Source organism: Janthinobacterium svalbardense, assembly GCF_002327145.1.
GTDB lineage: Bacteria > Pseudomonadota > Gammaproteobacteria > Burkholderiales > Burkholderiaceae_D > Janthinobacterium > Janthinobacterium tructae.
This window is the reverse complement of sequence record NZ_CP023422.1, coordinates 632,286-658,247: the sequence shown is the minus strand read 5'-3', so window position 1 is coordinate 658,247 and position 25,962 is coordinate 632,286. Positions and strand designations below refer to the sequence as shown.

25 protein-coding genes and 1 riboswitch are annotated in these 25,962 nt (G+C 62.6%); of the genes, 13 read left to right on the top strand and 12 right to left on the bottom strand.

Translation table 11 applies throughout. The annotated features are described in order from the left end of the window. Window positions 1-73: 73 nt before the first annotated feature. Genes CNX70_RS02875 through CNX70_RS02865 form a run of 3 tightly spaced genes read right to left on the bottom strand, consistent with a single transcriptional unit; the run spans window position 74 to window position 3,870 of the window. On the bottom strand, window positions 74-1,171 hold the full coding sequence (locus CNX70_RS02875; protein ID WP_096233335.1) for a tRNA nucleotidyltransferase/poly(A) polymerase-related protein: 1,098 nt from the start codon (window positions 1,169-1,171) through the stop codon (window positions 74-76). 13 nt (window positions 1,172-1,184) lie between these two features. Next, window positions 1,185-1,901, bottom strand: coding sequence for a glutathione S-transferase family protein (locus CNX70_RS02870; RefSeq protein WP_096233333.1), 717 nt, complete (start codon window positions 1,899-1,901; stop codon window positions 1,185-1,187). 22 nt (window positions 1,902-1,923) lie between these two features. Then, complete coding sequence (locus CNX70_RS02865; RefSeq protein ID WP_167389601.1) at window positions 1,924-3,870, bottom strand: lytic transglycosylase domain-containing protein; 1,947 nt, start codon at window positions 3,868-3,870, stop codon at window positions 1,924-1,926. A gap of 137 nt (window positions 3,871-4,007) precedes the next feature. Here CNX70_RS02865 and CNX70_RS02860 point away from each other — a divergent pair, with 137 nt between their 5' ends. Beyond that, window positions 4,008-4,535 (top strand): 5-formyltetrahydrofolate cyclo-ligase, encoded by a 528-nt coding sequence (locus CNX70_RS02860; RefSeq protein ID WP_096233328.1) that lies wholly within the window; start codon window positions 4,008-4,010, stop codon window positions 4,533-4,535. A gap of 14 nt (window positions 4,536-4,549) precedes the next feature. Here the strand turns inward: CNX70_RS02860 and metF are convergent, their stop codons facing one another. From metF to metK, 5 genes are all read right to left on the bottom strand, one after another. Then, on the bottom strand, window positions 4,550-5,380 hold the full coding sequence (metF, locus tag CNX70_RS02855; protein WP_096233326.1) for a methylenetetrahydrofolate reductase [NAD(P)H]: 831 nt from the start codon (window positions 5,378-5,380) through the stop codon (window positions 4,550-4,552). Next, entirely contained in the window at window positions 5,367-5,723 is a 357-nt protein-coding gene (locus CNX70_RS02850; RefSeq protein WP_034783534.1) for a phage holin family protein, read from the bottom strand. Before CNX70_RS02850 ends, metF begins: the two co-directional genes overlap by 14 nt. A gap of 81 nt (window positions 5,724-5,804) precedes the next feature. Beyond that, window positions 5,805-7,229 carry an adenosylhomocysteinase gene (gene ahcY, locus CNX70_RS02845; protein ID WP_096233324.1) on the bottom strand — a complete coding sequence of 475 codons (1,425 nt, stop codon included), beginning with the start codon at window positions 7,227-7,229 and terminating at the stop codon, window positions 5,805-5,807. A 24-nt stretch (window positions 7,230-7,253) separates the two neighbouring features. Further along, a riboswitch (S-adenosyl-L-homocysteine riboswitch) is annotated at window positions 7,254-7,322 on the bottom strand. Window positions 7,323-7,408: 86 nt separating this feature from the next. Then, complete coding sequence (locus tag CNX70_RS02840; protein ID WP_096233322.1) at window positions 7,409-7,930, bottom strand: hypothetical protein; 522 nt, start codon at window positions 7,928-7,930, stop codon at window positions 7,409-7,411. Window positions 7,931-8,072: 142 nt separating this feature from the next. Further along, on the bottom strand, window positions 8,073-9,239 hold the full coding sequence (gene metK / locus CNX70_RS02835) for a methionine adenosyltransferase (RefSeq protein ID WP_096233320.1): 1,167 nt from the start codon (window positions 9,237-9,239) through the stop codon (window positions 8,073-8,075). Between the two features lie 188 nt (window positions 9,240-9,427). Between metK and CNX70_RS02830 the strand changes: the two genes are divergently transcribed. The 3 genes from CNX70_RS02830 to dapF are packed head-to-tail and all read left to right on the top strand — an operon-like array spanning window position 9,428 to window position 12,044. Then, a complete protein-coding gene (locus tag CNX70_RS02830; RefSeq protein WP_096233318.1) occupies window positions 9,428-10,297 on the top strand; it encodes a lysophospholipid acyltransferase family protein in 870 nt (289 codons plus the stop codon). After that, entirely contained in the window at window positions 10,294-11,169 is an 876-nt protein-coding gene (locus tag CNX70_RS02825; RefSeq protein ID WP_096233316.1) for an LpxL/LpxP family acyltransferase, read from the top strand. Before CNX70_RS02830 ends, CNX70_RS02825 begins: the two co-directional genes overlap by 4 nt. Window positions 11,170-11,180: 11 nt before the next feature. Beyond that, window positions 11,181-12,044 carry a diaminopimelate epimerase gene (gene dapF / locus CNX70_RS02820; protein ID WP_096233314.1) on the top strand — a complete coding sequence of 288 codons (864 nt, stop codon included), beginning with the start codon at window positions 11,181-11,183 and terminating at the stop codon, window positions 12,042-12,044. Window positions 12,045-12,055: 11 nt separating this feature from the next. On the opposite strand, the gene CNX70_RS02815 is transcribed toward dapF, so the two are convergent. After that, entirely contained in the window at window positions 12,056-13,558 is a 1,503-nt protein-coding gene (locus CNX70_RS02815) for a tetratricopeptide repeat protein (RefSeq protein ID WP_096233312.1), read from the bottom strand. A 415-nt stretch (window positions 13,559-13,973) separates the two neighbouring features. Here CNX70_RS02815 and CNX70_RS02810 point away from each other — a divergent pair, with 415 nt between their 5' ends. From CNX70_RS02810 to CNX70_RS02775, 8 genes are all read left to right on the top strand, one after another. Then, window positions 13,974-15,053, top strand: coding sequence for a porin (locus CNX70_RS02810; RefSeq protein ID WP_096233310.1), 1,080 nt, complete (start codon window positions 13,974-13,976; stop codon window positions 15,051-15,053). Between the two features lie 178 nt (window positions 15,054-15,231). Next, entirely contained in the window at window positions 15,232-15,897 is a 666-nt protein-coding gene (locus CNX70_RS02805; RefSeq protein ID WP_071079827.1) for a DUF484 family protein, read from the top strand. A 7-nt stretch (window positions 15,898-15,904) separates the two neighbouring features. Further along, entirely contained in the window at window positions 15,905-16,852 is a 948-nt protein-coding gene (locus tag CNX70_RS02800; protein ID WP_096233308.1) for a tyrosine recombinase XerC, read from the top strand. Between the two features lie 127 nt (window positions 16,853-16,979). Next, window positions 16,980-18,074 (top strand): CobW family GTP-binding protein, encoded by a 1,095-nt coding sequence (locus CNX70_RS02795; RefSeq protein WP_096233306.1) that lies wholly within the window; start codon window positions 16,980-16,982, stop codon window positions 18,072-18,074. 481 nt (window positions 18,075-18,555) lie between these two features. Continuing rightward, window positions 18,556-19,008: an RNA polymerase-binding protein DksA gene (dksA, locus tag CNX70_RS02790; protein WP_071079830.1), complete on the top strand. Its 453-nt coding sequence runs from the start codon at window positions 18,556-18,558 to the stop codon at window positions 19,006-19,008. 211 nt (window positions 19,009-19,219) lie between these two features. Next, the gene (hslV, locus tag CNX70_RS02785) at window positions 19,220-19,756 is read left to right on the top strand and encodes an ATP-dependent protease subunit HslV (protein WP_096233303.1); all 537 of its coding nucleotides are present in this window, start codon (window positions 19,220-19,222) and stop codon (window positions 19,754-19,756) included. Window positions 19,757-19,890: 134 nt separating this feature from the next. Further along, the gene (hslU, locus tag CNX70_RS02780; protein ID WP_096238244.1) at window positions 19,891-21,249 is read left to right on the top strand and encodes an ATP-dependent protease ATPase subunit HslU; all 1,359 of its coding nucleotides are present in this window, start codon (window positions 19,891-19,893) and stop codon (window positions 21,247-21,249) included. Window positions 21,250-21,267: 18 nt separating this feature from the next. Further along, window positions 21,268-21,462: a hypothetical protein gene (locus tag CNX70_RS02775; RefSeq protein ID WP_096233301.1), complete on the top strand. Its 195-nt coding sequence runs from the start codon at window positions 21,268-21,270 to the stop codon at window positions 21,460-21,462. Between the two features lie 68 nt (window positions 21,463-21,530). Here the strand turns inward: CNX70_RS02775 and CNX70_RS02770 are convergent, their stop codons facing one another. After that, entirely contained in the window at window positions 21,531-22,145 is a 615-nt protein-coding gene (locus CNX70_RS02770; RefSeq protein WP_096233299.1) for an outer membrane protein, read from the bottom strand. A gap of 168 nt (window positions 22,146-22,313) precedes the next feature. Between CNX70_RS02770 and CNX70_RS02765 the strand changes: the two genes are divergently transcribed. Then, the gene (locus CNX70_RS02765) at window positions 22,314-23,087 is read left to right on the top strand and encodes a helix-turn-helix domain-containing protein (RefSeq protein WP_071079832.1); all 774 of its coding nucleotides are present in this window, start codon (window positions 22,314-22,316) and stop codon (window positions 23,085-23,087) included. Here CNX70_RS02765 and CNX70_RS02760 read toward each other — a convergent pair. Both CNX70_RS02760 and CNX70_RS02755 read right to left on the bottom strand, forming a co-directional pair. Beyond that, window positions 23,060-25,321 (bottom strand): patatin-like phospholipase family protein, encoded by a 2,262-nt coding sequence (locus CNX70_RS02760; protein ID WP_096233297.1) that lies wholly within the window; start codon window positions 25,319-25,321, stop codon window positions 23,060-23,062. The two genes, CNX70_RS02765 and CNX70_RS02760, sit on opposite strands and share 28 nt — an antisense overlap. A 70-nt stretch (window positions 25,322-25,391) precedes the next feature. Further along, window positions 25,392-25,952 (bottom strand): type II secretion system protein N, encoded by a 561-nt coding sequence (locus CNX70_RS02755; RefSeq protein WP_081344949.1) that lies wholly within the window; start codon window positions 25,950-25,952, stop codon window positions 25,392-25,394. Window positions 25,953-25,962: the final 10 nt, after the last annotated feature.

Below are 25,962 nucleotides of genomic sequence, written 5' to 3'. Positions count from 1 at the left end.
GCGGTGCTGCGGCACATCAGGCCGATATTGTGCAGTGCAACATTGTGGCGCCATTGTAGCCTATTCCCGCCATTCAAGCCTGGGCCAGGAATGCTTGCACGGCCGCCACCCGCGCCGCGTGGATGACTTCGGGAATACGCTTCGGCTCCGTACAACCTTGCGCCAGCGCGCCCGCGTTGACGGCGCGCGCCGCGTCCAGCCCGCCCTGCAAGCGCGCCGCTTGCGGAAAGTCCCCGGTGACCAGCCCATCGCACGCCACCGCTTGCAGCAGTTGCGCAAAGCGCTGCGGTTTACGCAAGCCGTCGCAGCGTTCGCACAAGCTCACCACGGCTTCGGCGTGCAAGTCCAGCGCGCCATTGATCTGCTCCAGCTCGCGCGCCGCCATGACGGCCAGCTCGCGGCACTCGTTGGGCACGCGCAGGCGCTCGCTCAGCTGCTCGATGGCATCCTTGCTCACATGCAGCATCAGGGCGGCGAAGCGCACGGGCAAATCAAGGCCTTGCGCGGCCGCATGGTCGATGACCTGCAGCAAACGCTCGCTCAACTGGATTTCTCCCATGATGCGCGCCAGCGCGCCGCATTCCTGCAGCACCGTCAGCATGCGCGACGGCCGCGCTTCCATCAATCCTTTCGCCACTTCCTGCCACACGCGTTCGGCCACCAGGGCATCGACTTCGCCGTCCAGCACCATCTGGCGCATCAGCGCCAAGGTGGCGGGCGCGACAGTGAAAGTATGAAACCGGGCGGCAAAGCGGGCCAGGCGCAAGATGCGCACGGGGTCTTCGCCGAAGGCGTCGGAAACGTGGCGAAACACTTGGTTTTGGATATCCTGAATGCCGCCGAACGGGTCGGTCAACGTACCGTCCTCGGCTTGTGCGATGGCGTTGATGGTCAGATCGCGCCGCACCAGGTCGTCTTCCACGGTGACGTCGGGCGCCGCGTGGAAGACAAAGCCCCGGTAGCCGGGCGCCGTCTTGCGTTCCGTGCGGGCCAAGGCGTATTCCTCCTGCGTCTTCGGGTGCAAGAAGACAGGAAAATCCTTGCCGACGGGCCGGAAGCCCTGGCGCAGCATGTCCTCGGGCGTGGCGCCCACGACGACGTGGTCGTGGTCTTTCACGGGCAAGCCCAGCAGTTGGTCGCGCACCGCGCCACCGACCGTGTAAATCTTCATGGTGAACTTCTCTTTAATCGGGTAATTCCGCGTCGTGCTTGGCCGCGACTTCCGTCTCCGCCAGCGCTTCCGTGATCCAGCGCGCCACGGCAGGGTGCGCCTGCACGCGCTCGCAATACGCGTTCAGGGCCGGTGCCAGCGACACGCCATACGTGCGGAAGCGCATGACGACGGGGGCAAAATACGCATCGGCGATGGAAAACTCGCCAAACAGGAACTGGTGGTGGCCAAAGCGCGACAGACACTCTTCCCAGATTTCGCTGATGCGGCCAATGTCGGCCTGCGCGGCGGCCGTGCGGCCACGGCCCGGCAACGTCGCCTTGATATTCATCGACATGTCCGTGCGCAAGCCCGTGAAACCGGAATGCATTTCCGCGCAGACACAACGCGCCATGGCGCGCGCGGCCACGTCTTGCGGCCACAGGTGTTTATCGGGAAACTGCTCGGCCAGGTATTCGCAGATGGCCAGGCTGTCCCAGATCGTGATCTCGCCCGCCAGCAGCACGGGGACCCGGCCGCAGGCCGAATACTCGGCGATTTTGGTGGCCGTGTCGCTCTGGTCGAGCAGTACGCGCACTTCCTGGAACGGGATGCCGAAGGCCGTCATGGCCACCCACGGGCGCATCGACCACGACGAATAATTCTTGTTGCCGATGATGAGGGTCAGGCCCGGCGCGCGCGCGGCGGCCAGGGTTTGCGTCAGGCTGGGGTCAAGGATGGTCGTTTGCATGGACGGGTATCAATTCATTGGGTTACGGCAAATCGGCCGCGATGGCGCTGTTTTTCGGTCCCACGGTACCCAGGCGCGCTTTCAGCGACTGCGGGCGCTTCTCGAACAGGGCCGCGTAATAGGTGGCGTTGGCCATCACGTTTTTCACGTAGCCGCGCGTTTCCGTGTACGGAATGATCTCGGCAAAGATGGCGCCTTCCAGCGGGCGCGTCATGGTGGCGCGCCAGATGCGCAAGCGTCCCGGCCCCGCGTTGTAGGCGGCGCTGGCCAGCACTTGCGAACCATCGAGGCCACCGAGCACCATGTTCAAGTAATTCGTGCCCAGCAAGACGTTGGTGCGCACATCGCTCAAGGTTTCCGCGACGAAATCGGTAAGGCCGATCTTCTTGGCGACATAACGGGCCGTCGATGGCATCACCTGCATCAGGCCGGAAGCGCCCACATGCGATTGCGCATCCATGATGAAGCGCGATTCCTGGCGGATCAAGCCATACACCCAGGCTTTATCCAGGCCCAGGGTTTGCGTGGCCGGGTGCATGACATCGTCGTGCGGCGTCGGGTAGCGCTGCGTATAGTCCACTTCCAGGCGCGTGCGGTCGGACGTATTGACCATGCGATCGAGCACATTGTTCTGGCGCGCAAATTCCGCAGCCGCCAGATGCTGGCGATCCGTCATCGAACGCAATTCCCAGTTCCACTCGCGCGTGCCTTCGAAGCGCAAGCGCATGTTGAAAAATTTCAGCGCCCGCTGCAAGCCCGGATTGGCGGCCATGGCGGCAATTTCCGTGGGGCTGACGGGCTGGCCCGGCGGCGGCAAGACCAGATGGTTGCCCAGCTCTTCATTAGCCAGCAAGCCATAGAAATTCGATTGTTCGCTAATCGAGCGGTACAGGGTGTCGGCTTGCGCATTCGGGCGGCCCGGCGTTTCCGCCTGCTGCGCGCGCGCCAGCCAGTAGACCCAGGTGGGGTCCGTGCGCAGCGAGGCCGGCATGGCCTGGATGGACGACTTCACCACAGGCCAGTTGCCTTCGCGCAAGGCAATGCGCGTTTTCCACTGCATCTGCTCCTGGGTCAACGGTGCGCCATTGGATTTTTGCCAATATTCAAACGCTTCCGGCGCCAGCGAATACGATGCCTGCAAGGCCAGGCTGGCCCAGCCGATGGCCTGTTCCTGCGCGGTCAGCTGCGCGCTGGCTTTTTGCAAGGCCACCACACCGAGTTTTAATGTGCTTTTCGCCATGCGGCCGACAGCCACCAGGTACATTTCATGGTCGGCGCGGCTGGGCCCCGGCCCCTTGGCCAGCATCAGCGCGGGCAAATCGATCGCTTGCGCCATCTTCGCGTCGGATGCGCCCAGCAGCAGCGCGATGCGGCGCGCCGGGCCGGTGGCGTTGGTCTGGCCCGCCAGGCGGATTTGTGCCCACAGGTCGTTCGTGTCGAACTGGCCATTTTGCGCCAGCACGGCGATCAGGCTGCCGCACGCTTCGCCATAGCCGGGCGGCGAGACCAGCAGGTTGCGCGCTTCGGGCGCCACGTTCTGCCCCTTGGCCGCGCGCGACATCAGCGCATAGCACTTGAGCTGGGTGTCGTCGTCGAGGGCGAATTGCGGATATTGCTCATCAAACAGGACCCAGTCACGCTTGCGGCCCAGCTCCAGCAGCCAGTCGTTGCGGAAACGGTCGGCGATGGCGCTGCCCTTGTAGCGGTTCAGGTAATCGCGAAATTGCGCTTCGGTCAGCAGTTTGATGCGCGGTTTCAGCCGATAATAGTCAACATACGATGGAATCTGGTAATTCGTCAGGCGCCCCGCATAAAAGTCGGCTTTTTCGGCGTCATCCTTGCGCGCAGCGTCGCGCAGCAGCAGGAAGGCATCGTCCTCGCTGCGCGTGTCGGGTGCGGCAGGAGAGGCGGTGGCGGACACCTGGGCCAGGGCGGCCAGGGGAGACAAGGCCGATGCAACACACAGCATCGTGCCGGCAATCCATTTCAGTGGGGAAATCAATGTACGACTCTCAATCTTAACTTGATGGTGATATGAATAGCGACCCTAGAATAACATGCGATCCGGCTACACGGCCACCCATTGCGCCACAGGATAAGGCCGGCTTGCGCAAGGCCCTGCTGGCGGCCCGCCGCGCCCTGCCCGAGACTACCCGCGCGGGATGGGATGCGGCCATCGCGCAGCGCCTGCTGGACTGGTGCGCACAGGAAAAAGTCGAGGAACTGGGCGTGTACTGGCCCCTGCATGGCGAGCCGGACTTGCACGGCGCGTATGCGCAGCTGGCCGCGCGTGGCGTGCAATTATGCCTGCCGGTGGTGCTGGAAAAGCATGCGCCGCTGGCATTTTCCGACTGGACGCCCGGTGTCGCGATGGTGAAAGATGGCATGGGCGTGGCCGTGCCGGCCCAATTGCGCCTGCGTGCTGCGCCCGCCACCCTGCTGGTGCCCTGCCTGGGATTCAATGGGGAACGGTATCGCCTCGGCTATGGTGGCGGCTATTACGACCGCACGCTGGCGCAAGCGCCGCCTCCGCGCACCCTGGGCATCGCCTATGCCTGCCTGAAAGCAAGTTTTCCGAACGGCGAATACGACATCGCCCTCGATCACATCGTGACCGAGGGCGATTTATACTGACAAGTCAGGATAACTTATTTCACCAGGCGCTGCCACAAGGCGGTCGTGGGCGCCGCCTGGTTCATGCTATAGAAATGCAAGCCTGGCGCGCCGCCTTCCAGCAAGCGTTCGCACAGGCCCGTCACCACGTCCAGGCCAAAGGCCTTGATGGACGCGCTGTCGTCGCCGAAGCTGGCCAGTTTCAGACGCACCCAGCGTGGAATTTCCGCGCCGCACATGTCCGAAAAGCGCATCAGCTGTGTGTAGTTCGTGATCGGCATGATGCCGGCCACGATAGGCACGTTGATGCCCATCTTCTGCGTCTGCTCGACAAACTGGAAATACGCGTCGGCATTGTAGAAGTACTGGGTGATGGCCGCATCGGCACCGGCCTGCACCTTGCGCGCAAACGCCTGCAGGTCGTCTTGCGGCGAACGGGCTTGCGGGTGCACTTCCGGATAGGCGGCCACTTCGATATGGAAATGGTCGCCCGTCTCGGCGCGGATGAATTCCACCAGTTCGTTGGCGTAGCGGAACTCGCCCGAGGCGCCGTAGCCGCTGGGCAAGTCACCGCGCAAGGCGACGATACGGCTCACGCCGGCCGCCTTGAAGTCAGCCAGCACGGCGCGGATCGATGCGCGCGAACCGCCAACGCAAGACAGATGCGGTGCGGCCTGTTCGCCGGCCGCCAGGATCTCGCGCACGGTATCGAGCGTGCCCTGCTGCGTGGTGCCACCGGCGCCGAACGTCACCGAAAAATACTTCGGATGCAATTCAGACAACTTGATACGCGTGGCGCGCAGCTTTTCCGCCCCTTCCGGGGTTTTCGGCGGGAAAAACTCAATACTGAAATTATGCTTTTCCATCGTCATTACTCAAAAGTAAGGTCGACAAGGCCCAGGAAATGATGCTGTACAGAATGGCACCACCCACGGCAGACCAGAAACTGGCGACATGGAAACCATCGATCACCTGCGCCACCAGCCAGAACAGGAAGCCGTTGATGATCAGGATGAACAGACCCAGCGACAAAAACGTCACGGGCAGGGTCAGCAGGATCAGCAAAGGACGGATCAGCGCATTGACCAGCCCCAGCACGGCAGCGGCCAGCAGCGCCGTCCAGCCGCTGCTCATCGTCACCGAGTGCATCAGGTATGGGACGGCAAACAGGGCTGCCGCATTGATAAACCAAATCAGTAGCAAGCGCATTTCTCTAGCCTGTCAAAAGTAGGGTCAGGCCGGCGGCAGGCGCCGGCCCTCAGAGGGTGAGTTACAGCCCCGGACTACCGATTAATAACGATAGTGTTCAGGCTTGTAGGGGCCTTCTTGACGCACGCCGATGTAGTCGGCTTGCTCTTGCGTCAGTTCCGTCAGCTGCGCATTCAACTTTTTGAGTTGCAAACGGGCGACTTTTTCGTCCAGGTGTTTTGGCAAGGTGTACACGCCGACCGGGTAGTTGGCCGTGTTCGCGTACAGCTCGATCTGCGCGATCGTCTGGTTGGCAAACGACGAGCTCATCACGTACGACGGGTGGCCCGTACCGCAACCGAGGTTGACCAGGCGGCCTTCGGCCAGCAGGATGATGCGGCGGCCCGACGGGAAGATGATGTGGTCGACTTGCGGCTTGATGTTTTCCCACTCGTATTGCTTCAACGAAGCAACGTCGATTTCATTGTCGAAGTGACCAATGTTGCAGACGATGGCCTGGTCTTTCATGCGCGTCAGGTGATCGTGCGTGAGGATGTGATAGTTGCCGGTGCAGGTGACGAAGATGTCGCCGTGTTCGCAGGCGTAATCCATGGTCACCACGCGGTAGCCTTCCATCGCCGCCTGCAGTGCGCAGATCGGGTCGACCTCCGTCACCCACACTTGCGCCGACAGGGCGCGCATGGCTTGGGCAGAACCCTTGCCGACGTCACCGTAACCGGCGATGACGGCCACTTTGCCGGCGATCATCACGTCGGTGGCGCGCTTGATGCCGTCGACCAAGGACTCGCGGCAGCCATACAGGTTGTCGAATTTCGACTTCGTGACGGAATCGTTGACGTTGATCGCAGGGAAAGCCAGCTTGCCTTCCTTGTGCATCTGGTACAGGCGGTGCACGCCGGTGGTGGTTTCTTCCGTCACGCCGAGGATTTCCGGCAGGCGCTTCGAATACCAGGTCGGGTCGGTCAGCAAGTGTTGCTTGATCGAGTTGAACATGCAGATTTCTTCTTCCGAACCGGGATTGGCCAGCACCGACAAGTCGGTTTCCGCGCGCACGCCCAGGTGCAGCAGCAGGGTAGCGTCGCCGCCATCGTCGAGGATCATGTTCGAGTAGACAGCCTTGCCGTCCACGTTCGGCCATTCAAAGATGCGGTGCGTGTATTCCCAGTAGTCGTCCAGCGACTCGCCCTTGACGGCGAACACAGGCGTGCCGGCGGCAGCGATGGCGGCGGCAGCGTGATCTTGCGTCGAGTAAATGTTGCACGATGCCCAACGCACTTGCGCGCCGAGTGCTTCCAGGGTCTGGATCAGCACGGCGGTCTGGATGGTCATGTGGATGGAACCGGTGATGCGCGCGCCTTTCAGGGGCTGCGCTGCCGCGAATTCTTCGCGGATGGCCATCAGGCCAGGCATTTCCGTTTCAGCAATCTTGATTTCTTTGTTGCCCCATGCGGCCAAAGTGATATCGGCGATGGTGTAGTCGTGTTGCGATTTGAGTACGGCGTTCATCACGCCCTCCTTTCAGTTGAAAAAGGTACGTGAGCGCAGTTGCAGGATATTCCGAGCCTGGCGAATTTCTTCGTCGCAACGCTCCTCGGACAGTGCATCATAACATTGGCCATGCGCCGGCGGCAACCATTAGTCAAGCGGGCCGGCGGCCTGGCAAGTCCGCGACGCGCGCTGGCGTGCTATGGTTTCTGCGGCGGCCAGTTCTTGCCCTGGCTGAGACAGCTGGCGCGCGCGTCGGCATCGAGGCGCCGCATTATTTCATCGGCCAGGTCGCGCAGGATGGGTATCATGTCCGTATCGGCCTTGCTGCCGTCGGTCGGGTAATTCGCGGCGCGCATGGCCCATTTGCAGGTAATCACGGGATCGGGCTTGATATTCGCGCGCCAGGCATCGGGATCCGTGGCGAGAAAACCACTGTCCGCATAGATGGTGAGCACATGCAAGGCCTGGCGTGCCGACATTTGCCCCATCAACTCGATGAGTTCGGGCCGCATCTGGACCGGCGTTGCCAGCGAGCCATCGGGGAAAATAAATTTGCCGCCCGCCGCCAGAATCAGCACGGCATGGCCGTCGCCCCCTTCTGCCTTGTCCAGCCATTGTCCCACCGTCAGCGTGGCTGGCGCCGCCACCGCCAAGGCAGCGGACAGGCCGAATGCCGCCACCAGAACAACCAGCAGCGAGCGTACGTGCAACAAGGTCATGCCATTCCCCAATTGGTTTATTTGCAATGAATTGTAGCGTATCCCTACGGCAACGCCGTTCCGTATGCACTGTCGCGTGCGCCCATGAAAAAAGCGCCCGCGGCCAGCTGGCCGGGGCGCTTTTCTTGCAAGTCGGACTAGATTACTTCAGGCCGGCAGCGTCGCGCAGCAGGGCGACCTTGTCGGTGCGTTCCCACGTGAATTCCGGCTCTTCGCGGCCGAAGTGGCCGTAGGCGGCGCTCTTCTGGTAGATCGGGCGCAGCAGGTCGAGCATTTGCACGATGCCTTTTGGACGCAAATCGAAGTGCGCCAGCACCAGCTTGGCGATTTCCGCGTCAGGAATCACGCCCGTGCCTTCCGTGTAGACGGTGATGTTGATCGGCTTGGCCACGCCGATGGCGTAGCTGACCTGCACCTGGCATTGGCGCGCCAGGCCGGCCGCGACGATGTTTTTCGCCACGTAGCGGGCCGCGTAGGCTGCCGAACGGTCGACTTTCGATGGATCCTTGCCCGAGAACGCGCCGCCGCCGTGCGGGGCTGCGCCACCGTAGGTATCGACGATGATCTTGCGCCCGGTCAAGCCGCAATCGCCTTGCGGACCGCCGATGACGAAACGGCCCGTCGGGTTGACGAGGAATTTGGTCTCCGTCAGCCATTCGCGCGGCAGAATCGGCTTGATGATTTCTTCGATGACGGCTTCTTCGATCTGCTTGTGCGAGATTTCCGGCGCATGCTGGGTCGACAGCACGACCGTGTGCACGCCGACGGGGCGGCCATCGACGTAGCGCAGGGTCACTTGCGATTTCGCATCCGGACGCAGCCATGGCAAGCGGCCATCCTTGCGCAGCTGCGACTGGCGCTCGACCAGGCGGTGCGCGTAGTGGATGGCGGCAGGCATCAGCTCGGCCGTTTCATCGCAAGCGTAACCGAACATCAGGCCCTGATCGCCAGCGCCTTGATCCAGATCAATACCCGCACCTTCATCGACGCCTTGCGCGATGTCGGGCGACTGCTTGTCGTAGGCCACCAGCACGGCGCAACCCTTGTAGTCGATGCCGTATTCCGTGTTGTCGTAACCGATACGTTTGATGGTTTCACGCGCAACTTGAATATAATCCACATTGGCGTAAGTGGTAATCTCGCCAGCCAGCACCACCAGGCCCGTGTTGCACAGGGTTTCGGCAGCCACGCGGGCGGTCGGATCCTGGGCCAGGATGGCGTCAAGGATGGCGTCGGAAATTTGATCGGCAACCTTGTCGGGATGGCCTTCCGAGACGGATTCGGAAGTGAAGAGATAGTCGTTTGACATTGCAAGCTCCTGATTACTATGTGAATGTTCTGTCGCAGTAAAGAGGATATTGCCTGCGACGCTTTAGCGATATTTATATTCCGCTTCGCAAGTTGTCTATTAACTCAGCGGTTACTGCATACGTGGTATTTTACGCTTCTTAAAAAATTTTGGCACGGCAACACGCCATTCCTGGAAACAGCTTATTCATGTTAGTCCCAATTTTCCGCTTTTTATCCCTCTTTCCCCTGCCCGTCCTGCATGGCCTGGGCGCTGCGCTCGGCTGGGTGATTTACGCCATTTCCCCGTCCTACCGGCGCCGCATGCGCGAGAACATGCAGGGTGCGGGGTTTTCGCAACACTTGCACACGGCCGTGGCCGAAGCGGGCAAGAGCGTGCTGGAATTGCCCTTCATCTGGTGTGCGCCGCCCGAACGCGTGGCGCGTCATGCCACCGTGGAAAACTGGGAACTGGTGGAAAAAGCCTTGCAACACGGCCGCGGCATCGTCTTCCTGACGCCGCATTTGGGCTGCTTTGAAATCGTCGCCCAGCAAATCGCCCTGCGCACGCCGCTCACAGTAATGTACCGCCCGCCCAAGCGCGCCGCCCTGAAACCGCTGATCGAAGGCGCGCGCGCGCGCGAAAACCTGATGCTGGCGCCGGCCAACATGTCGGGCGTGCGCATCTTTGCCAAATGCCTGAAAAAAGGCCAGCCCATCGGCCTGCTGCCGGACCAGGTGCCGCAAGAGGGCGAAGGCGTGTGGGCCGATTTCTTCGGCCGTCCCGCCTACACCATGACCCTGCCGGCCAAGCTGGCGCAGATGGGCGGCGCCGAAGTCATCATCACCTATGCCGAACGCCTGCCGGGCGGGCGCGGCTATATCGTGCATTTTGTGCCATTTACCGAATCGCTGGACAGCACTTCTGCCGAGCAGGCGCGCACCATCAATGCCGCCATGGAAGAATTGATCGCGCGCAGCCCGGCGCAATACCTGTGGAGCTACAACCGCTACAAGGTGCCGCGCGGTGCGCCGCCGCCCACGCCGGCCGGCCCCGATGCGACCAAGGAGCAGCCATGAGACTGCTGATCGCCTTCATGTGGCTGCTGCACTGGCTGCCCCTGCCCATCCTGGGCCGCTTCGGCGTGGCCGTCGGCAGCCTGTTGTTCATCGCCATGCCCACGCGGCGCGCCATCGCCTTGACGAATCTGCGCTTGTGCATGCCGGAACTGACGGAACGGCAGCGTGTGGCCCTGGCGCGCCAGCATTTCCAGGCCTATTCGCGCAGCGTGTGGGAGCGCAGCATCCTGTGGTGGTCGTCGGAAGCACGCCTGAACCGCTTGATCAAAAAGGTGCCCGCCTTTCCGGGCCAGCAGATCGCGGCCAAGCCCACCATCCTGCTGTGCCCGCACTTCGTCTGCCTCGACGTGGCCGGCGCCGCCACGGCGATGGAAATTTCCGCATCATCGATGTATGTGCAGCAAAAGAACGCCGCCTTCGACCAGGCCCTGCGCGCCGGCCGTTCGCGCTTCAAGCCACCCAAGCTGTTTACGCGCCAGGATGGCATCAAGACGATTCTGCGCGCGCTGCGCGACGGCTTGCCGTATTTCATGCTGCCGGACATGGATTTCGGCGAAAAGGATGCGGAATTCGTGCCCTTCTTCGGCGTGCCCGCCGCCACCCTGACGGCCACGGCGCGCCTGGCGCTGGCCGCCAAGGCGCAAGTGATTCCCGTCATCGCCACCTTTTTGCCCAATTACCAGGGCTGGCAAGTGACCTACTATCCAGCGTGGGATGACTATCCGGGCGACGACATCACGGCCGCCACGCGCCGCATGAACGAATTCATCGAAGAGCGCGTGCGCGAAGCGCCGGCCGAGTATTTCTGGACGCATAAACGCTTCAAGACGCGTCCGCAAGGCGAAGCGTCGTTCTATAACCAGCACAAGTGATACGGCAAAACATGAAACTCCAATTTACCAAGATGCATGGCGCCGGCAATGACTTCATCGTCATCGATGCCATCAATCAAACTATCGACTTCACGCCGGCCCAGTGGCAGCGCCTGGCCGACCGCCGTTTCGGCATCGGCGCCGACCAGATCCTGGTGGTGGAAAAGCCGCGCCTGCCTGGCTGCGACTTCCGCTACCGTATCTATAACAACGATGGCGGCGAAGTCGAGCAATGCGGCAACGGCGCGCGCGCCTTCGTCAAGTTCGTCAGCGAAAAAGGCTTGTCAAGCAAGGCGAGCATCCGCGTGGAAACCATGGCCGGCATCATTGCGCCGCGCCTGGAGGCGGATGGCAGCATCACGGTCGACATGGGCGCGCCTGTGCTGGAACCGGCACTGGTGCCATTCGATGCCGCTGGCCTCGCCGGTGTAGCGCAAGGCAGCGACACCTTGTGGCCGCTGGACCTGGCGCTGCCGGGCCACAGTAGCCCCGTGCTGGTGTCCGTCGTCTCGATGGGCAACCCGCATGCCGTGCAAGTGGTCGAGGATGTCGATGCGCAAGACCTGGAACAATCGGGCCCGCTGATCGAGCAACATCCGCGCTTTCCCCGCAGGGTCAACGCCGGCTACCTGCAGATCGTCGACCGGCATCACGTGAAACTGCGCGTGTATGAACGGGGCGCGGGCGAAACCCTGGCGTGCGGCACGGGCGCCTGCGCCGCTGCCGTGGCCGGCATCCTGCGCGGCCGGCTCGATTCCCCCGTGCGCATCAGCGCGCGCGGCGGCGAACTGTCGATCGCCTGGCAAGGCCCGGGTCATCCCGTCCTGATGACGGGCCCGGCCGTGACCGTGTTCGAAGGCACGATCGAGCTGTAAGCAAATAAACGTCAGGCCGCCAGGAACTGCTGTTCCTGCGCGACACCCAGTTCGGCCAGGTAGCACTTCAGGCGGTACAGGCGTTGCCGGTAATTGCCTTCCGGCCCCGTCACGCCGCAATCGACGCGTTCGAACAGGCGCACCACCTGATCGAGCAGCTGGCGCTCCTGCGCCGTGCGGATCAGTACCAGGCGCCGCTTGCCGCGCCCATGCGTGGCACTGATATCGATCAACAAACAATGCCCCTGGTCGGCCGCATGCAGATCGAGCAGCAAGGCCTCGGCACGCGACAGGTGAAAGCGGCGCGCCAGCTCCAGCCGCGCCGCCAGCAAAGGGTGGCTCTGGCCCAGCTGGCGCAGTTGTCCATCGGCATGCAGGGCGGCACACTGGCCCCAGTCGCCGGATTCGCCGTGTGGCGCGATCTTCGCCAGCGCCGCCTCCGCTTCACTGCTGCCCTGCGCCTGCGCCTGCAGCAGCCAATAGGCGGCACGCACATCGTTGTTGACATCGTCGCGGCGATTGCGCCAGGCATGCATGCCGCACTCGAGCTGGGCAGGGCCATGTCCCAGGTCGGCGGCACGCTCCAGACAGGAATGGGCTTCGATCACATTGCGCTGGGAAAATTCCGGTTTTGTATAGATGCGCGACAGCACGAACCAGGCTTCGGCCAGGCCCTGCTCGCCCGCCTGCGTCAGCCAGCGCACGGCCCGCTTGAAATTGGCCGCGCCGTTGCGCGTGGCCAGCCGCTGGCCATGCGCATCCATGCGCGCATAGCCGAGTCCCAGCTCCAGCTGCGCCGTGCGGTCGCCGCCATGCGCGGCCAGCTCGCAACATTGCCATCCCTCGGCATCGCCGCCTGGCGCCAGTGCCTGGGCGCAACGCGACAGCAACTGCACCTGCTGCGTATCCAGCGCAATCGTGCGCGCCCCCGCAGCGGCCTGGCGCTGCAACAGCTCGCGCGCCAGCGGCAAGCCTTGCGACAGGAAGCCGGCGTGGTTGCCCTGGCTCCAGGCCTGCTCCAGCCAGGCGTACAGGGGCGTATCGCCATCGAGGGCATGCTTGCCAGCGACGCCGGTATCCGGCACGCAGCTTGCGGACGATCCTTCTTGCATGGATAACAACCATTGCGCATCGGGCAAGCCGGCGCGCACGGCGGCGTCCAGCGCCACGCGTGCCTTGGCGCGCAAGGTTTCACAACTGCTGGCGGCGTTGCCCAGCACCAGTTGCGCCAGCACCAGGCCGGCCTGCACCAGACCCGCATCGAACGCCTGCGCGTAATACGGAATCAGCGTCCTGGCAGCCGGTTGCGCCACTTCGAACGGCACGTGCGTACCGATCAGCAAGCATGCTTCCTGGCTATCCTCCTGGGCCGCCCGCGCCAGCCAGTGCAAGGCGGTCGGCAAGCTCTGCGGCACACCCTGTCCGAACAGATACAGCCGTCCCAACGCCAGTTGGCAAGCCACATCGCCCGCGCGTGCGCCCTTGATCAATCCTAATGTTTCGCGATTTGCCATCGATTCTCGATATTGAGTCAATGATTCTAATAATAGTGCGTCGTCTCCGGACCCATCAGCGCAGGCCGTCCCTTAGTGTACCGTCCTTGTGTCATAAATCCGCCACAGCCGGCTCAAGAACTTGATTCAACGCAACAATGTTCCGGCCAAAACACGCCAATATGGCAAGGTGCCGCCACCGTGGCGATGGGAGAACGCCGGCTATCGGCGCAGGATCGGCAGAAACCGCGCGTTACAAAAATACAACAGGGCCATGGATTTATGACGCTTTTCACCAATTTTTTCACGCACATTTGACCAATCCCGCACGTCTTGCGCGCCGACGAATTAAGGTTCACTCATCGAAACGCGGTAATTGGCGCATTTCAATCTGCTCGGATCTCGGACGGAACTCACTTTTAATAGGGAATAAGACATGAAAAAATCACTCGTTGCCCTCGCACTCTTCGGCGCCTTTGCCGCAACCGCACAAGCGCAGTCGTCCGTCCAAATCTACGGCACGATCGATGCAGGCCTGGGCAAAGCGACTGGTTCGACCACCGCCGTCACCAAGCGCGACAACAACAAACTGGGCTTCAAGGGCACGGAAGATCTGGGCAATGGCTTGAAAGCTATTTTCCAATTGGAAATTCGCTATGAATCCGACACCGGCACCGTCGAAAACACCTCGGGCATCAATTCGCGTCCGCTGTTCCAGGGTCAAAGCCGCGTCGGCCTGCAAGGCAACTTCGGTACCGTACGCCTGGGCCGTGGCCTGACCGCTTTCCAGGAAACGAGCACCGGTTTCGAACCATGGTCGGGCATGCCGACGCCAGCCGGTTTCCAGACCGACCTGACCGTGGCCGCCTATAGCAGCGATCCGCTGAGCGCGCCAGGCAACTCGAAAAACCGCTTCTCGAATGCCGTGTTCTACAACTCGCCAGTCATCAGCGGCTTCCAGTTCAACGCCACCGTGGCCGCCAAGGAAGCGAACAACAACGCCGCCGTCGCAGCCTCCGTGCGCAACCTGACGACGAATGCCACCGGCAATTTCGCCGTAGCAGCCAATGTAGCGCCAGCATCGAACCCGTACTCGGTTTCGGCAACGTACAACTACGCCCAGTTCGCCGCCATGGCTGCCTACGAGCGTAACGGCCTGCAAGCCAAACTGTGGTCGGTCGGTGCATCGTTCAATCCGATCGCGGAATTGAAACTGATGGCGTCTTACCAGCATCAGGATGACGGCAATTTCAAAATCGTCAACACCGACACCAAATCATGGGTGCTGGGCGCGAACTACGACGTCGGCCCAGGCAAGATCCGCGCTGGCTACGGTCAGAAAACGCCGGATGGCGTCGCCAAGACCAAGCAAGCATCGCTGGGCTATGACTACAATCTGTCGAAGCGTACCTACCTGTACGCAGATATTTCGAACAAGAAATCGGCCAGCGCCGCAAACTACAACAACACCACCTCGGTCAGCTACATCGGTCTGGGCGTACACCACAATTTCTAATGCCCCGCACGTCACCCGCCACGGGTGATTGCTGAGCAAGAAATGCAAGGCGGCATGGGTAACCATGCCGCTTTTTTCATGCGCGCGCGGAAAATGCATCGGCGCCCTGCCCTTTGCGCCTATGTCGGCGCACTCTCGGTTAGAATGAAGCGTTCATCCTTCTCTCTTCTGACTATCAATGACCGCCACACTCGATTCCAGCACCGTCGCCCAGTACCTGAGCGAGCATCCGACTTTCTTCGCAGAGCATACCGCGCTGCTCGGCGAGGTCAAGCTGAGCAGCCCGCTGACGGGACGCACCATCTCGCTGCAGGAGCGGCAGATGGAAGTGATGCGTGACAAATACAAGGCGCTGGAACTGCGCATGTCCAAGCTGAGCCGCCTGGCCGAGGAGAATGGCGACATCGCCAGCAAGTTCCACGGCTGGAACCAGGCCATGCTGCAAGTGCGCAGCGATGCGGCCATGCCGCGCGTGCTGGTTGATGCCCTGCAAAGCAATTTCGACGTGCCCTATGTCAGCCTGCGCCTGTGGCAAGTGCTGCCGGAACACGCCAATGGCTGGTTCACGGAAGATGTCACGGCCGACGTGCGCATGTTCGCCAACAGCCTGCAAGCGCCGTACTGCGGCAGCAACCGTGATTTCGAAGCCGTGCACTGGTTGCAGGCGGATAAAATCGAATCGACCGTCATGATCGCCCTGCGCGCGCCCGGCACCACAGGCACCTTCGGCTTGCTGGTGCTCGGTTCGCCCGACAGCGAACGCTTTACCTCCAGCATGGGCACGGACTTCCTCGTGCACATCGGCGCCACGGCCAGCGCCGCCCTGGCCGCGCTGCGCGCCTGAGAACCCCGTGGACGAAGCGCGCGGCAAGGCCGAATGGCTGAGCAGCTACCTGGCGCAGCTGGCCACGCAGCGCAAGCTCTCGCCCCACACCTTGGACGCCTACGGGCGCGACCTGCGCGCCTTGCTGGAACTGAGCGGCAATACGCCGTGGACGGCGCTGGCGCACAATGAAGTGCGCCGCTACACGGCCAAGCTGCATGCCGGCGGCCTCGATCCGCGCTCGATCGCCCGCAAGCTGTCGTCGTGGCGCGGCTTTTTCAACTGGCTCAGCGGCGAAACGGCACTCGACGCCAATCCCGTCGACGGCATCCGCGCGCCCAAGCGGGCCAAGACCTTGCCCAAAGCCCTGTCGGTGGACGACGCCGTGCGCCTCGTGGCGCCCGCGCAACACCAGCAGGGCGCCGCCGAGCCGGAACAACTGTGCAACCGCGCCATGTTCGAGCTGCTGTATTCGAGCGGCTTGCGCGTGTCGGAACTGACCAGCCTGGACACCCACTACTGCAAGGCCGAGAACGGCCGGGAGGCCTCGCTGGGCTGGCTGGACATGGCCAGCTTCGAAGTCATCGTCACGGGCAAGGGCAGCAAGATGCGCAAGGTGCCCGTTGGCAAGGCCGCCCTCGTCGCGCTGGCCAGCTGGCTGGCCGTGCGTCCGCCTGCAAAGGATGGCAGCGCTGCCTTGTTTTTAAGCACACGCAACACGCGTATCTCGCCGCGCGTATTGCAGCTGCGCCTGAAGGCGCATGCACTGGCCACCGACATTCCCGCGAATGTGCACCCGCACGTGCTGCGCCACTCGTTCGCCTCGCACCTACTGCAATCATCGGGCGACTTGCGCGCCGTGCAGGAAATGCTGGGCCATTCCAGCATCACCTCGACCCAGGTCTACACGGCCCTCGATTTCCAGCATCTGGCGCACGTGTATGACCAGGCGCACCCGCGCGCCAAGCTCAAGTAGACCAAACGGCCTGATGCATATCAAGCGGATGGGCGCGCATTTGCAAGCATTTGCAAAATTCCGGCATAATCGTCCGCATTCTTCCGCTTGCGCGGTGGCACCATCGATTACAGCATAGGCATCTCTCATGGCACTGATTCCAACCACCATCCTCACCGGTTTCCTGGGCGCCGGCAAAACCACCTTGCTCAACCGCATACTGCAGGAAGACCATGGCATGCGCATCGCCGTGATCGAGAACGAGTTTGGCCAGGAAAACATCGACAATGAAATCCTGGTACAGGATAGCAACGAGCACATCATCGAGATGAATAACGGCTGCATCTGCTGCACCGTGCGCGGCGACCTGATCGTGGGCTTGACGGAACTGGCACGCAAGCGCGACGCCGGCCTGCTGGCATTCGACCGCGTCGTCATCGAAACGACGGGCCTGGCCAATCCCGGCCCCGTGGCGCAAACCTTCTTTGTCGATGAAGAAGTGGGCAGCCACTACATGCTCGACGCCATTATCACGGTGGTCGATGCCCGCCATGCGATGAAACAACTCGATGAATACGAGGAAGCCCAGCGGCAAGTGGGCTTTGCCGACAAGCTGCTGCTGTCGAAAACCGACCTCGTCAGTGAGGACGACGTGGCCACGCTGACACGCCGCCTGAAGCGCATCAATCCCCGCGCCCCCATCGCCAAGGTCGATTTCGGCCGCGCGCCGCTGGCCGAAGTGCTCGACATCCGCGGTTTCAACCTGAATGAAAAGCTGGAACTGGACCCGGATTTCCTGGCCACCGAAACGGCGCACGTGCACGATCATGACCATGCGCACGAGCACGCGCACGAACATGCCGGCGAGAAAGCACATCATCATGAGCACAGCGACGACTGCGCCACCGATTGCGGCCATGCGGACCACCACCATGCGCAGCACAGCGACGATATCGCCGCCTTTGTTTTCAAGAGCACGCAACCGTTCGACAGCGCCAAGCTCGACGAGTTCCTCGGCGGCCTGGTGCAAGTGTATGGTCCGCGCATGTTGCGCTACAAGGGCGTGCTGCTGATGCAGGGCGCCGAACGCAAGGTGGTCTTCCAGGGCGTGCACCAGTTGATGGGCAGCGACCTGGGCGCCAAATGGGGCGAAAACGAAGTGCGCGGCAGCAAAATGGTGTTTATTGGCAAGAATCTCCCAAAAGACATTTTTATTCGCGGACTCGAACAATGTTTGGTATAAACTAGCCGGGTTTTGCAAAATACCCGTTGCAAAGCAGAAACAAAAGGGAAAGTTAAGCACGCTTTTCCGCTGTCCGACACCCGTCTTGCTGGTATAAACCAACAAGTAGCCGTCTCTGATCGGCTAGGCAACAAATCGGGATGGCAATATAAGGCAAAGCATGCCAAAATCAGCGACGAAAACGGCCCATGTCGTTCGCCTGTCATAAAATGCTGGCAAACTGCCGCTGGCCGCATGCCAGGCATGCAAGCGATCCACCCAACACGCCCGTTGTCGCGCGCATAGCGCGACTGGCATAGAGCGGTAAAAAGTTATCAACATGGCACCATAGCCTGCCGGTAGTCCTGGCTTTCGCCGGCAAGCCAAGGTCGCACGCAGTACAGCGGGACAGCAATGCCAAGCGGAACCTGTACAGTTGCTCGGTATCGCCGCATCAACTGATCAATTTGAAAACTCTGTCGTATCGAAGGTAAGCGAAGTTATGACCAAAACTAATAAATCGACCCCGGCCGCCAGCCAAGACATCCCCCTCATCAGCGAAGATCAAATTCGCGCCATGAGCGAAGATGACTACATGAATCCGGCACAACTGGCATTCTTCAAGGCACGCCTGCAGCAGCTCGAAAAAGACCTGCTGAAAAACGCCGGCGAAACCACGGAACACTTGCGTGAAACCGTGCTGGTCCCGGACCCTGCCGACCGCGCCACCATCGAGGAAGAGCATGCGCTGGAACTGCGCACGCGCGACCGCGAGCGCAAATTGCTGAAGAAAGTGCAGCAATCGATCGCCAGCATCGACGCCGGCGACTATGGCTGGTGCGAAGAAACGGGCGAGCCTATCGGCATCCCGCGCCTGATCGCCCGTCCGACCGCCACCCTGTCGCTGGAAGCCCAGCAACGGCGCGAACTGAAGCAAAAGCTGTACGGCGACTGATCGCCCTTCCCCTTGCGCGGCCGCCCCGGCGGCTGCGTGGCGGCAGAAAAAAAAGCACACAACCCGCGTTGCGTGCTTTTTTTTCGCCCTGCGCCGACTACACTGAAGCAGGCACTGCCGCTTGCAATTGCCTTTTCCATCCCCACTTTTGAGCCATGGGCGCGCAGGCACATGACGCTGCACGCATCGGCACGAATCTTTTGAGGTCACTATGGAACAATTTCACGGCACCACCATCCTCTGCGTACGGCGCGGCAAGCAAGTCGCCCTGGGCGGCGACGGCCAGGTCACGCTGGGTAACATCGTCATGAAGGGCACGGCCCGCAAAGTGCGTAAGTTGTATCAGGGCAAAGTCCTGGTCGGCTTTGCCGGCGGCACCGCCGACGCCTTCACCCTGCTCGACCGTTTTGAAGGCAAACTGGAAAAGCACCAGGGCAATTTGCTGCGCGCCTCCGTCGAACTGGCCAAGGACTGGCGCACCGACCGCGTGCTGCGCCGCCTGGAAGCGATGCTGCTGGTGGCCGACAGCGAGTCGACCCTGGTTATCACGGGCAATGGCGACGTGCTGGAACCGGAAGACGGCATCGGCGCCATCGGCTCGGGCGGCACCTTCGCCCAGTCCGCCGCCAAGGCGCTGCAGGAAAACACGGACTTGTCGCCGGCCGAAGTGGTCAAGAAATCGCTGACCATCGCCGCGGAACTCTGCATCTACACAAATATGTCCCACATCATCGAAACCCTCGACTAAGAGTCCCCGAGAAAACGCCCATGGCTGCGTTGCATGGCCTGGGCGTACAAAAACGTACTGCCTGCGGCCACGCGCCTTGCCCTGAACGTTTTTCGGGAACTCTACGCAAAGAAGATAGAAAGCCAACTATGATCATGAACATGACCCCGTCGGAAATCGTCACCGAACTCGACAAGCACGTGGTGGGCCAGGCCAAGGCCAAGCGCGCCGTCGCCATCGCCTTGCGCAACCGCTGGCGCCGCCAGCAGGTGGCCGAGCCCCTGCGCCATGAAATCACGCCAAAAAATATCCTCATGATCGGCCCCACGGGCGTCGGCAAGACGGAAATCGCACGCCGCCTGGCCAAACTGGCCGAGGCGCCGTTTATTAAAATCGAAGCGACCAAGTTCACCGAAGTGGGCTATGTGGGCCGCGACGTCGACACCATCATCCGCGACCTGATCGACATCGGCATCAAGCAGACGCGCGCGCTGGAAATGAAGAAGGTGCGCGCACGCGCCGAAGATGCGGCCGAAGACCGCGTCATCGATATCCTCGTGCCGCCGGCACGCGACTTCGGCTTCACGCCGAATACGCCAGCGGCCGTGGACAGCGGCAGCGGCAGCGGCGACAGCACGCGCCAGACCTTCCGCAAGCGATTGCGCCAGGGCGAGCTCGATGACAAGGAAATCGAGATCGAGCTGGCCGAGGCGGGCCCGCAGATGGAAATCATGGCGCCGCCGGGCATGGAAGAAATGACGGAGCAGATCAAGTCCATGTTCTCGGGCGTGGGCGGGCAGCGCAAGAAGGCGCGCAAGGTCAAGATCCGCGAAGCATTGAAACTGCTGGTCGAGGAAGAGGCGGCCAAGCTGCTCAACGAAGATGAGCTGAAACAGAAGGCCATCCAGAACGTCGAGCAGAACGGCATCGTCTTCCTTGATGAGATCGACAAGATCGCCTCGCGTTCGGAGTCCGGCGGCGCCGACGTCTCGCGCGCCGGCGTGCAGCGCGATCTGCTGCCGCTGGTCGAGGGCACGACCGTCAACACCAAGTACGGCATGATACGCACGGACCACATCCTGTTCATCGCTTCGGGCGCCTTCCACCTGGCTAAGCCGTCGGACCTGATCCCGGAACTGCAGGGGCGTTTCCCGATCCGCGTGGAACTGGAGTCACTGTCGATTTCGGACTTCGAGCGCATTTTGACGAGCACCGACGCCTGCCTGACGATGCAGTACGAAGCCTTGCTGGCGACGGAAAACCTGACCTTGCAATTCGCCCCGGAAGGCATCACGCGCCTGGCGGAAATCGCCTATGCAGTCAACGAGCGCACGGAAAACATCGGCGCGCGCCGTCTGCACACGGTGATGGAAAAACTGCTGGAAGAAGTGTCGTTTACGGCCAGCGAAGGCAGCAGCACGACGGAAAACCTGCTGGTGATCGATGCCGCGTACGTGAATGAACGCCTGGAAGCGCTGTCGGTCAACGAGGACCTGTCGCGCTACGTGCTGTAATCAGGGAGGGGAAAACCGATGGCAAACAAGGCATTGGCGACGCGGCAGAAAATGCAGTTCCGCGTCGAACCCTCGCAAAAACCGCGCAATCCCGTCGCCACGGCCGCCCTGCAGCGCGTCGCCGGCGCGCACGTGAAGACCGTCTCAGGCCAGCGCCAGCAGGAAAAACGCCTGCTGGCGAAACTGCTGCTGAAGGTAGAAACGGACAAATAGGCCGCCCGCGGACACCCCGTTCCGGGGGCGTCCGCCATCAGGCCACTCTCTGCCGCAGCATCATCCCCTTAGAAACGGTAGGACGCGCCCAGCGAAAACATGTCGACCTTGGTCGTTTGCTTGCTGTTGTACTTGACGGGCACGCGGTCCCAGTCGAGGTGCAGCGACCAGTTCTGGTTCAGCGCATATGCGGTGCCGATGCCGTAGATCAGGCCAGCCTTGTTCTTCTTGGCCGAACCGCCGCCCAGATAATCGACCTTGCCCTGCGTGTAGGCCACGCCGGCGCGCCCGCTCAGGGTAAAGGCGTCAAACTGGTAGCCGAGCACGCCCTGCACGCCGAGGCCGGAGAACTTGCCGCGACCGGCAACCTTGCCGGCGCCCGTGTCGAAGCCGGACTTGACCTCGCCGCCTGTGTACCCCACCAGTTCAACCGAAGGCAGGGCCACGCCGCCCTGAAACGGCAGCACGTCGAAACTGTAACCCAGGTAGGCCTTGCCATTGCGCTTGCTGCTTTTGTCGCAATCGGCTTGTCCTGGCAGGCAATCGAGGCCGCTATTGGCGCGAAAGCCATAGCTGGCGCCCGCGTAGACGGGACCCGGTGCAGGATCGGCAGCGGCGGCATGCAGGGGGGCGATGGTGGCCAGCGCCAGCAGCGCTGCGGGAAAACGGAAAGATGGGAACATGGATAACCTCTACAAGTGGATGGATTGCCTGGTTGTAGCGCGCTGCGCGAGCCACAAGCGGGAGTGTCATCGCTTTTGCCGAAAAGTACTATCACCTTGTGCAAAGTGTCATTAAGGGCTACATTCGGTACCGTCATCCGCCACCAAACTTGTAAAAAAGGATATCTCGTGAGTTCACCTGAACTGGTTTTGCGCGTGCTGCGCACCCAATTGCGTGCCGCCGGCATCACGTACAAGGTATTGGCCGAGCGCATCGCCATGAGCGAATCGAGCGTCAAGCGCATGTTTGGCCAGCACGACATGTCGCTGTCGCGCCTGGCCCTGATCTGCAAGGCCTCGGGCATCGCCATGGAAGATGTGCTGCGCGGCGCGGCCGACATCACGCCGCATGCCGATACGCTCACCCTGGTGCAGGAAAAGTCGCTGGTGGCGCATCCGCGCCTGCTGCTGGTGGCGATCTGCTGCCTGGGCCACTGGAGCCTGGAGCAGGTGGTGGAAACGTATGCGCTGACGCAGGCCGAGTGCATCGGCTGCCTGGCCGAGCTGGACCGCCTGGGCTTGATCGAACTCAAGCCGCTGAACCGCTACAGCCTGCGCGTCTCGAACGCCTTCCACTGGCTGGCCGACGGCCCGGTGCAGCAGTACTTCCGCGAACACGTGGTGGCCGATTATTTCAGCGGCCACTTTGACGGCGCCGGCGAAACCCTGATGTGCATTCCGGCGCGCCTGTCGCTGTCGAGCGCGCAAGAACTGGTGCAAAAAATCCGCCAGCTGGCCGAGGAACTGGCGCGGCTGCACCAGAACGACCGGCGCCTTGCGCCCGCCGAGCGCGATGGCTTTACCCTGCTGCTGGGATTTCGCTCATGGGAATTTGCCGCCTTCACGGCCCTGCGCCGCAGCACGGCCCCCGCCGGCTACCAAACGGGCCCCAGGAACAGATAGAAGGTGCTCTCGCCGCCCTTCGATGCGCCCGAGGCCACGTACACGGGGCCGAAACGCGTATCGACGGAGATGAAGGCGCTGCTGGCCTGCGTGAACTTGCTGGCTTTCCAGCGCTCGCTCTGATCGAAGCCGCCGCCCATTTCCAGCGAAAAACCGGCCCGCACGACGCCGCCCAGGGTGCTGGGCAAGGAACCGATGCGGCGCGCCATCACGAAGCGCGCAAAGGCGATACTGCGTCCTCTCACCGAGTCAAATTCCGTGCCGGACAAGCGCAGGAAACCACCGAGATTGAGCGGCGCTTCGTCACGCTGTGAGCGCGCCCATTCGCCATACACGTGACCGGCCCAGTTGCCGCGGCCAAAGGCCTTCAACCCCGTGATGGACGATTGGCCCAGGGCCGCCTCGCCCGCCCCCGTCGTCGTATCGCGCGCCCAGGTGGCCTCAAGCAGGACGCCGCGCGTGGGAAAGCCGGGCGAATCGAGCGTATCGGCACGGAATCGCACGAACTGCGTGGTGCCCAGCGCGCGCGACTCCGGCTGCGTAGGGTCGGCCGGAATCGCCAGCTTGCCCTTGGCTTCCGTACGAGAGACGCCGAACTGCAGATCGCCCCAGGTACCGAACTGGCGCCCCAGCACCAGTGCAGCTGTCTGGCCGTTATACGCCAGGCGCGCGCTGCGCCGGCCCTGGTCGAACAAATCCATCGCCGACGAAGTGTATTGCAACTGCGGCGCGAAATACCACGGGTTGCCGGCGCCCAGCGGCTGCCAGAACTGCACGCCATAGCCGCGCGTATTACCGATCTGCGCCGTGCTGCGCAACTCGCCGCCCCAGCTGTTCAGGTTCGAGCGCGCATGCAGCAGCTTCAGGGCGAAATTATTGCTGTCCCTGAAATCGCTGGCCAGTTCCAGGCCTACGCGCAGGCGGTTGCTGGCCCACGGCGCTTCGACCGCCTTGATGCTGACCGTGCGCTGATCGCCGGCATCGACCACGTCCGTCTCCACGCGCGCCACGTCGCCGCGGCCATACAGCCTGGCCGATGCCTTGAGTACATCTTCCTGGCTGACGGCCTGCCCTTCCACCAGGCCCGATTGCGCCTGCAGGATGCGCGGATTGATGTCGCCTTCGCTCTCCACGGCCAGGCGCGTGAGCGGCAGGGCCACGTCCAGCAAGGCCGGCGCCGCGAGGCGCAGCTGCTCGCGCGCCGCGTACTGTTCCGGCGGCAGGGCCAGCGGCGCCAGGCGGGCGGCCAGCGCCTGCGCCGCCTGTTCGCCGGCGCGCATGGCGCGCGCATAGTTTTCGAAGTCGAGGAAACTGACGCCCGTCAGATCCGGCGCCACCAGGATATCCTGCGGACGCAATTCCTTGAGCGAGCGCTGCACATTCTGCTCCGTGAGGATCTGCAGCATCTGCTGCGCCACGCCGATGGCGCTGCCCAGGTCTTTTTCCGGCGCCAGCGGCGTGCCCACGTTGACGGCGATGATGATGTCGGCACCCATGGCGCGCGCCATGTCGACGGGCAGGTTGCGCACCAGGCCGCCGTCCACGACCAGGCGGTTGTTCACGCGCACGGGGGCAAACACGCCCGGCACGGCCAGCGAGGCGCGCATCGACAGGAACAGCGGCGTGTCAACCAGTTCCACCAGCTCGCCATTGACCAGGTCGGACGCCACCGAGCGGAAGGGCAGCGGCAGCTGGCTGGCGGGGCGGTCGCGCATGCCGGCCGGCAGCAGCCGATTCAGCGCCATTTCCAGCGCCGCATTGCTGGCCGCGGCCGGCGGCGTGGAAATGCCGTTGCGGCTGATGCCAAACTCGATGCGCGACGGCAGCAATAAATCTTCCTCGCGGCGGCGAAACGCCAGTTCGTCGCGCGGCGGCCGGTCGGCCACCACGCGCGCCCAGTTGGTCTCGCGCGCCATCTTTTCCAGGTCCGCCACGGAAGCGCCGGCCGCATACGCGCCGCCCACCACGCCACCCATGCTGGTGCCGACCACCATGTCGATCGGCACATGCAGCTCCTGCAGCACTTTCAATACGCCGATATGCGCCAGACCACGCGCGCCACCGCCCGACAGCACCAGCGCGATGCGCGGGCGCGCCGCTACGGGCGCAGGAACAGCCAGGGCGGGAGCGGAGGTAGCGGTGGTGGCGGGAACGTCAGCGGCGGCGCCAGCTTGCGGCAAGGCGCACAGCGCCGCCACGCAGCCTGCTGCCAGGACGGCACGGATCGAAAACATGATGACTCCTGTCGCGATGGCGGCACGGCGCCATCAGCATGATGGTAATGGGGTGGTTCCGAAAATCAGCTCAATTCGACGGCGGCGTGCTGGTGGTGCTCACCTGCGGCGGCGCCGGCATCATGGTTGCCGGACGCTGCTGCTCCATCGGCAGCGGCGGCGGTACCAGATTCGTTGCCGGCGCAGGGGCAGGTGCCGGAGTGGCTGACACTTGCGCCGGCAAGGCCAGCGCCTTGTCGTCGGCCACCAGGTCGATGCGCTTGCTCACGCCACCATCGCGCAGCAGCACATGGCGCGCATGCACTTCCAGCACCGTCACGCCGGGCACCACCTCGGCGCCTTCCGGCAAGGCCACGGACGGCTTGCCATCGGTGGCGATGATGGCCACGCTGCCACGGCCATTGCCGGCCGCTACCACGCCCTTGAGCTGGTAGTTGCTGGCCGTGGCCACGCTGACCTGGCCGCCGAACAGCGAAGCGCCCGCCTCCACGCTGGCATCCTGCACCACCGGTACGGCGGGTGGATTGATGGGGCGCTGCGGCGCCTTGAACAGCTGCATGGCCCAGTAGGCCAGCGAGACGGACAGCGCCACGACGGCGAGCAAACTTGTAAATTGAGGCAAACGCTTCATGGCTTCCTTG

Excerpts from the sequence above, each read along its gene's own strand:
- CNX70_RS02875 (WP_096233335.1), bottom strand. The coding sequence starts at position 1,171 with ATGAAGATTTACACGGTCGGTGGCGCGGTGCGCGACCAACTGCTGGGC.
- CNX70_RS02870 (WP_096233333.1), bottom strand. The coding sequence starts at position 1,901 with ATGCAAACGACCATCCTTGACCCCAGCCTGACGCAAACCCTGGCCGCC.
- CNX70_RS02865 (WP_167389601.1), bottom strand. The coding sequence starts at position 3,870 with ATGCTGTGTGTTGCATCGGCCTTGTCTCCCCTGGCCGCCCTGGCCCAG.
- metF (WP_096233326.1), bottom strand. The coding sequence starts at position 5,380 with ATGGAAAAGCATAATTTCAGTATTGAGTTTTTCCCGCCGAAAACCCCG.
- CNX70_RS02850 (WP_034783534.1), bottom strand. The coding sequence starts at position 5,723 with ATGCGCTTGCTACTGATTTGGTTTATCAATGCGGCAGCCCTGTTTGCC.
- ahcY (WP_096233324.1), bottom strand. The coding sequence starts at position 7,229 with ATGAACGCCGTACTCAAATCGCAACACGACTACACCATCGCCGATATC.
- CNX70_RS02840 (WP_096233322.1), bottom strand. The coding sequence starts at position 7,930 with ATGACCTTGTTGCACGTACGCTCGCTGCTGGTTGTTCTGGTGGCGGCA.
- metK (WP_096233320.1), bottom strand. The coding sequence starts at position 9,239 with ATGTCAAACGACTATCTCTTCACTTCCGAATCCGTCTCGGAAGGCCAT.
- CNX70_RS02830 (WP_096233318.1), top strand. The coding sequence starts at position 9,428 with ATGTTAGTCCCAATTTTCCGCTTTTTATCCCTCTTTCCCCTGCCCGTC.
- CNX70_RS02825 (WP_096233316.1), top strand. The coding sequence starts at position 10,294 with ATGAGACTGCTGATCGCCTTCATGTGGCTGCTGCACTGGCTGCCCCTG.
- dapF (WP_096233314.1), top strand. The coding sequence starts at position 11,181 with ATGAAACTCCAATTTACCAAGATGCATGGCGCCGGCAATGACTTCATC.
- CNX70_RS02815 (WP_096233312.1), bottom strand. The coding sequence starts at position 13,558 with ATGGCAAATCGCGAAACATTAGGATTGATCAAGGGCGCACGCGCGGGC.
- CNX70_RS02810 (WP_096233310.1), top strand. The coding sequence starts at position 13,974 with ATGAAAAAATCACTCGTTGCCCTCGCACTCTTCGGCGCCTTTGCCGCA.
- CNX70_RS02805 (WP_071079827.1), top strand. The coding sequence starts at position 15,232 with ATGACCGCCACACTCGATTCCAGCACCGTCGCCCAGTACCTGAGCGAG.
- CNX70_RS02795 (WP_096233306.1), top strand. The coding sequence starts at position 16,980 with ATGGCACTGATTCCAACCACCATCCTCACCGGTTTCCTGGGCGCCGGC.
- dksA (WP_071079830.1), top strand. The coding sequence starts at position 18,556 with ATGACCAAAACTAATAAATCGACCCCGGCCGCCAGCCAAGACATCCCC.
- hslV (WP_096233303.1), top strand. The coding sequence starts at position 19,220 with ATGGAACAATTTCACGGCACCACCATCCTCTGCGTACGGCGCGGCAAG.
- hslU (WP_096238244.1), top strand. The coding sequence starts at position 19,891 with ATGAACATGACCCCGTCGGAAATCGTCACCGAACTCGACAAGCACGTG.
- CNX70_RS02775 (WP_096233301.1), top strand. The coding sequence starts at position 21,268 with ATGGCAAACAAGGCATTGGCGACGCGGCAGAAAATGCAGTTCCGCGTC.
- CNX70_RS02770 (WP_096233299.1), bottom strand. The coding sequence starts at position 22,145 with ATGTTCCCATCTTTCCGTTTTCCCGCAGCGCTGCTGGCGCTGGCCACC.
- CNX70_RS02760 (WP_096233297.1), bottom strand. The coding sequence starts at position 25,321 with ATGTTTTCGATCCGTGCCGTCCTGGCAGCAGGCTGCGTGGCGGCGCTG.
- CNX70_RS02755 (WP_081344949.1), bottom strand. The coding sequence starts at position 25,952 with ATGAAGCGTTTGCCTCAATTTACAAGTTTGCTCGCCGTCGTGGCGCTG.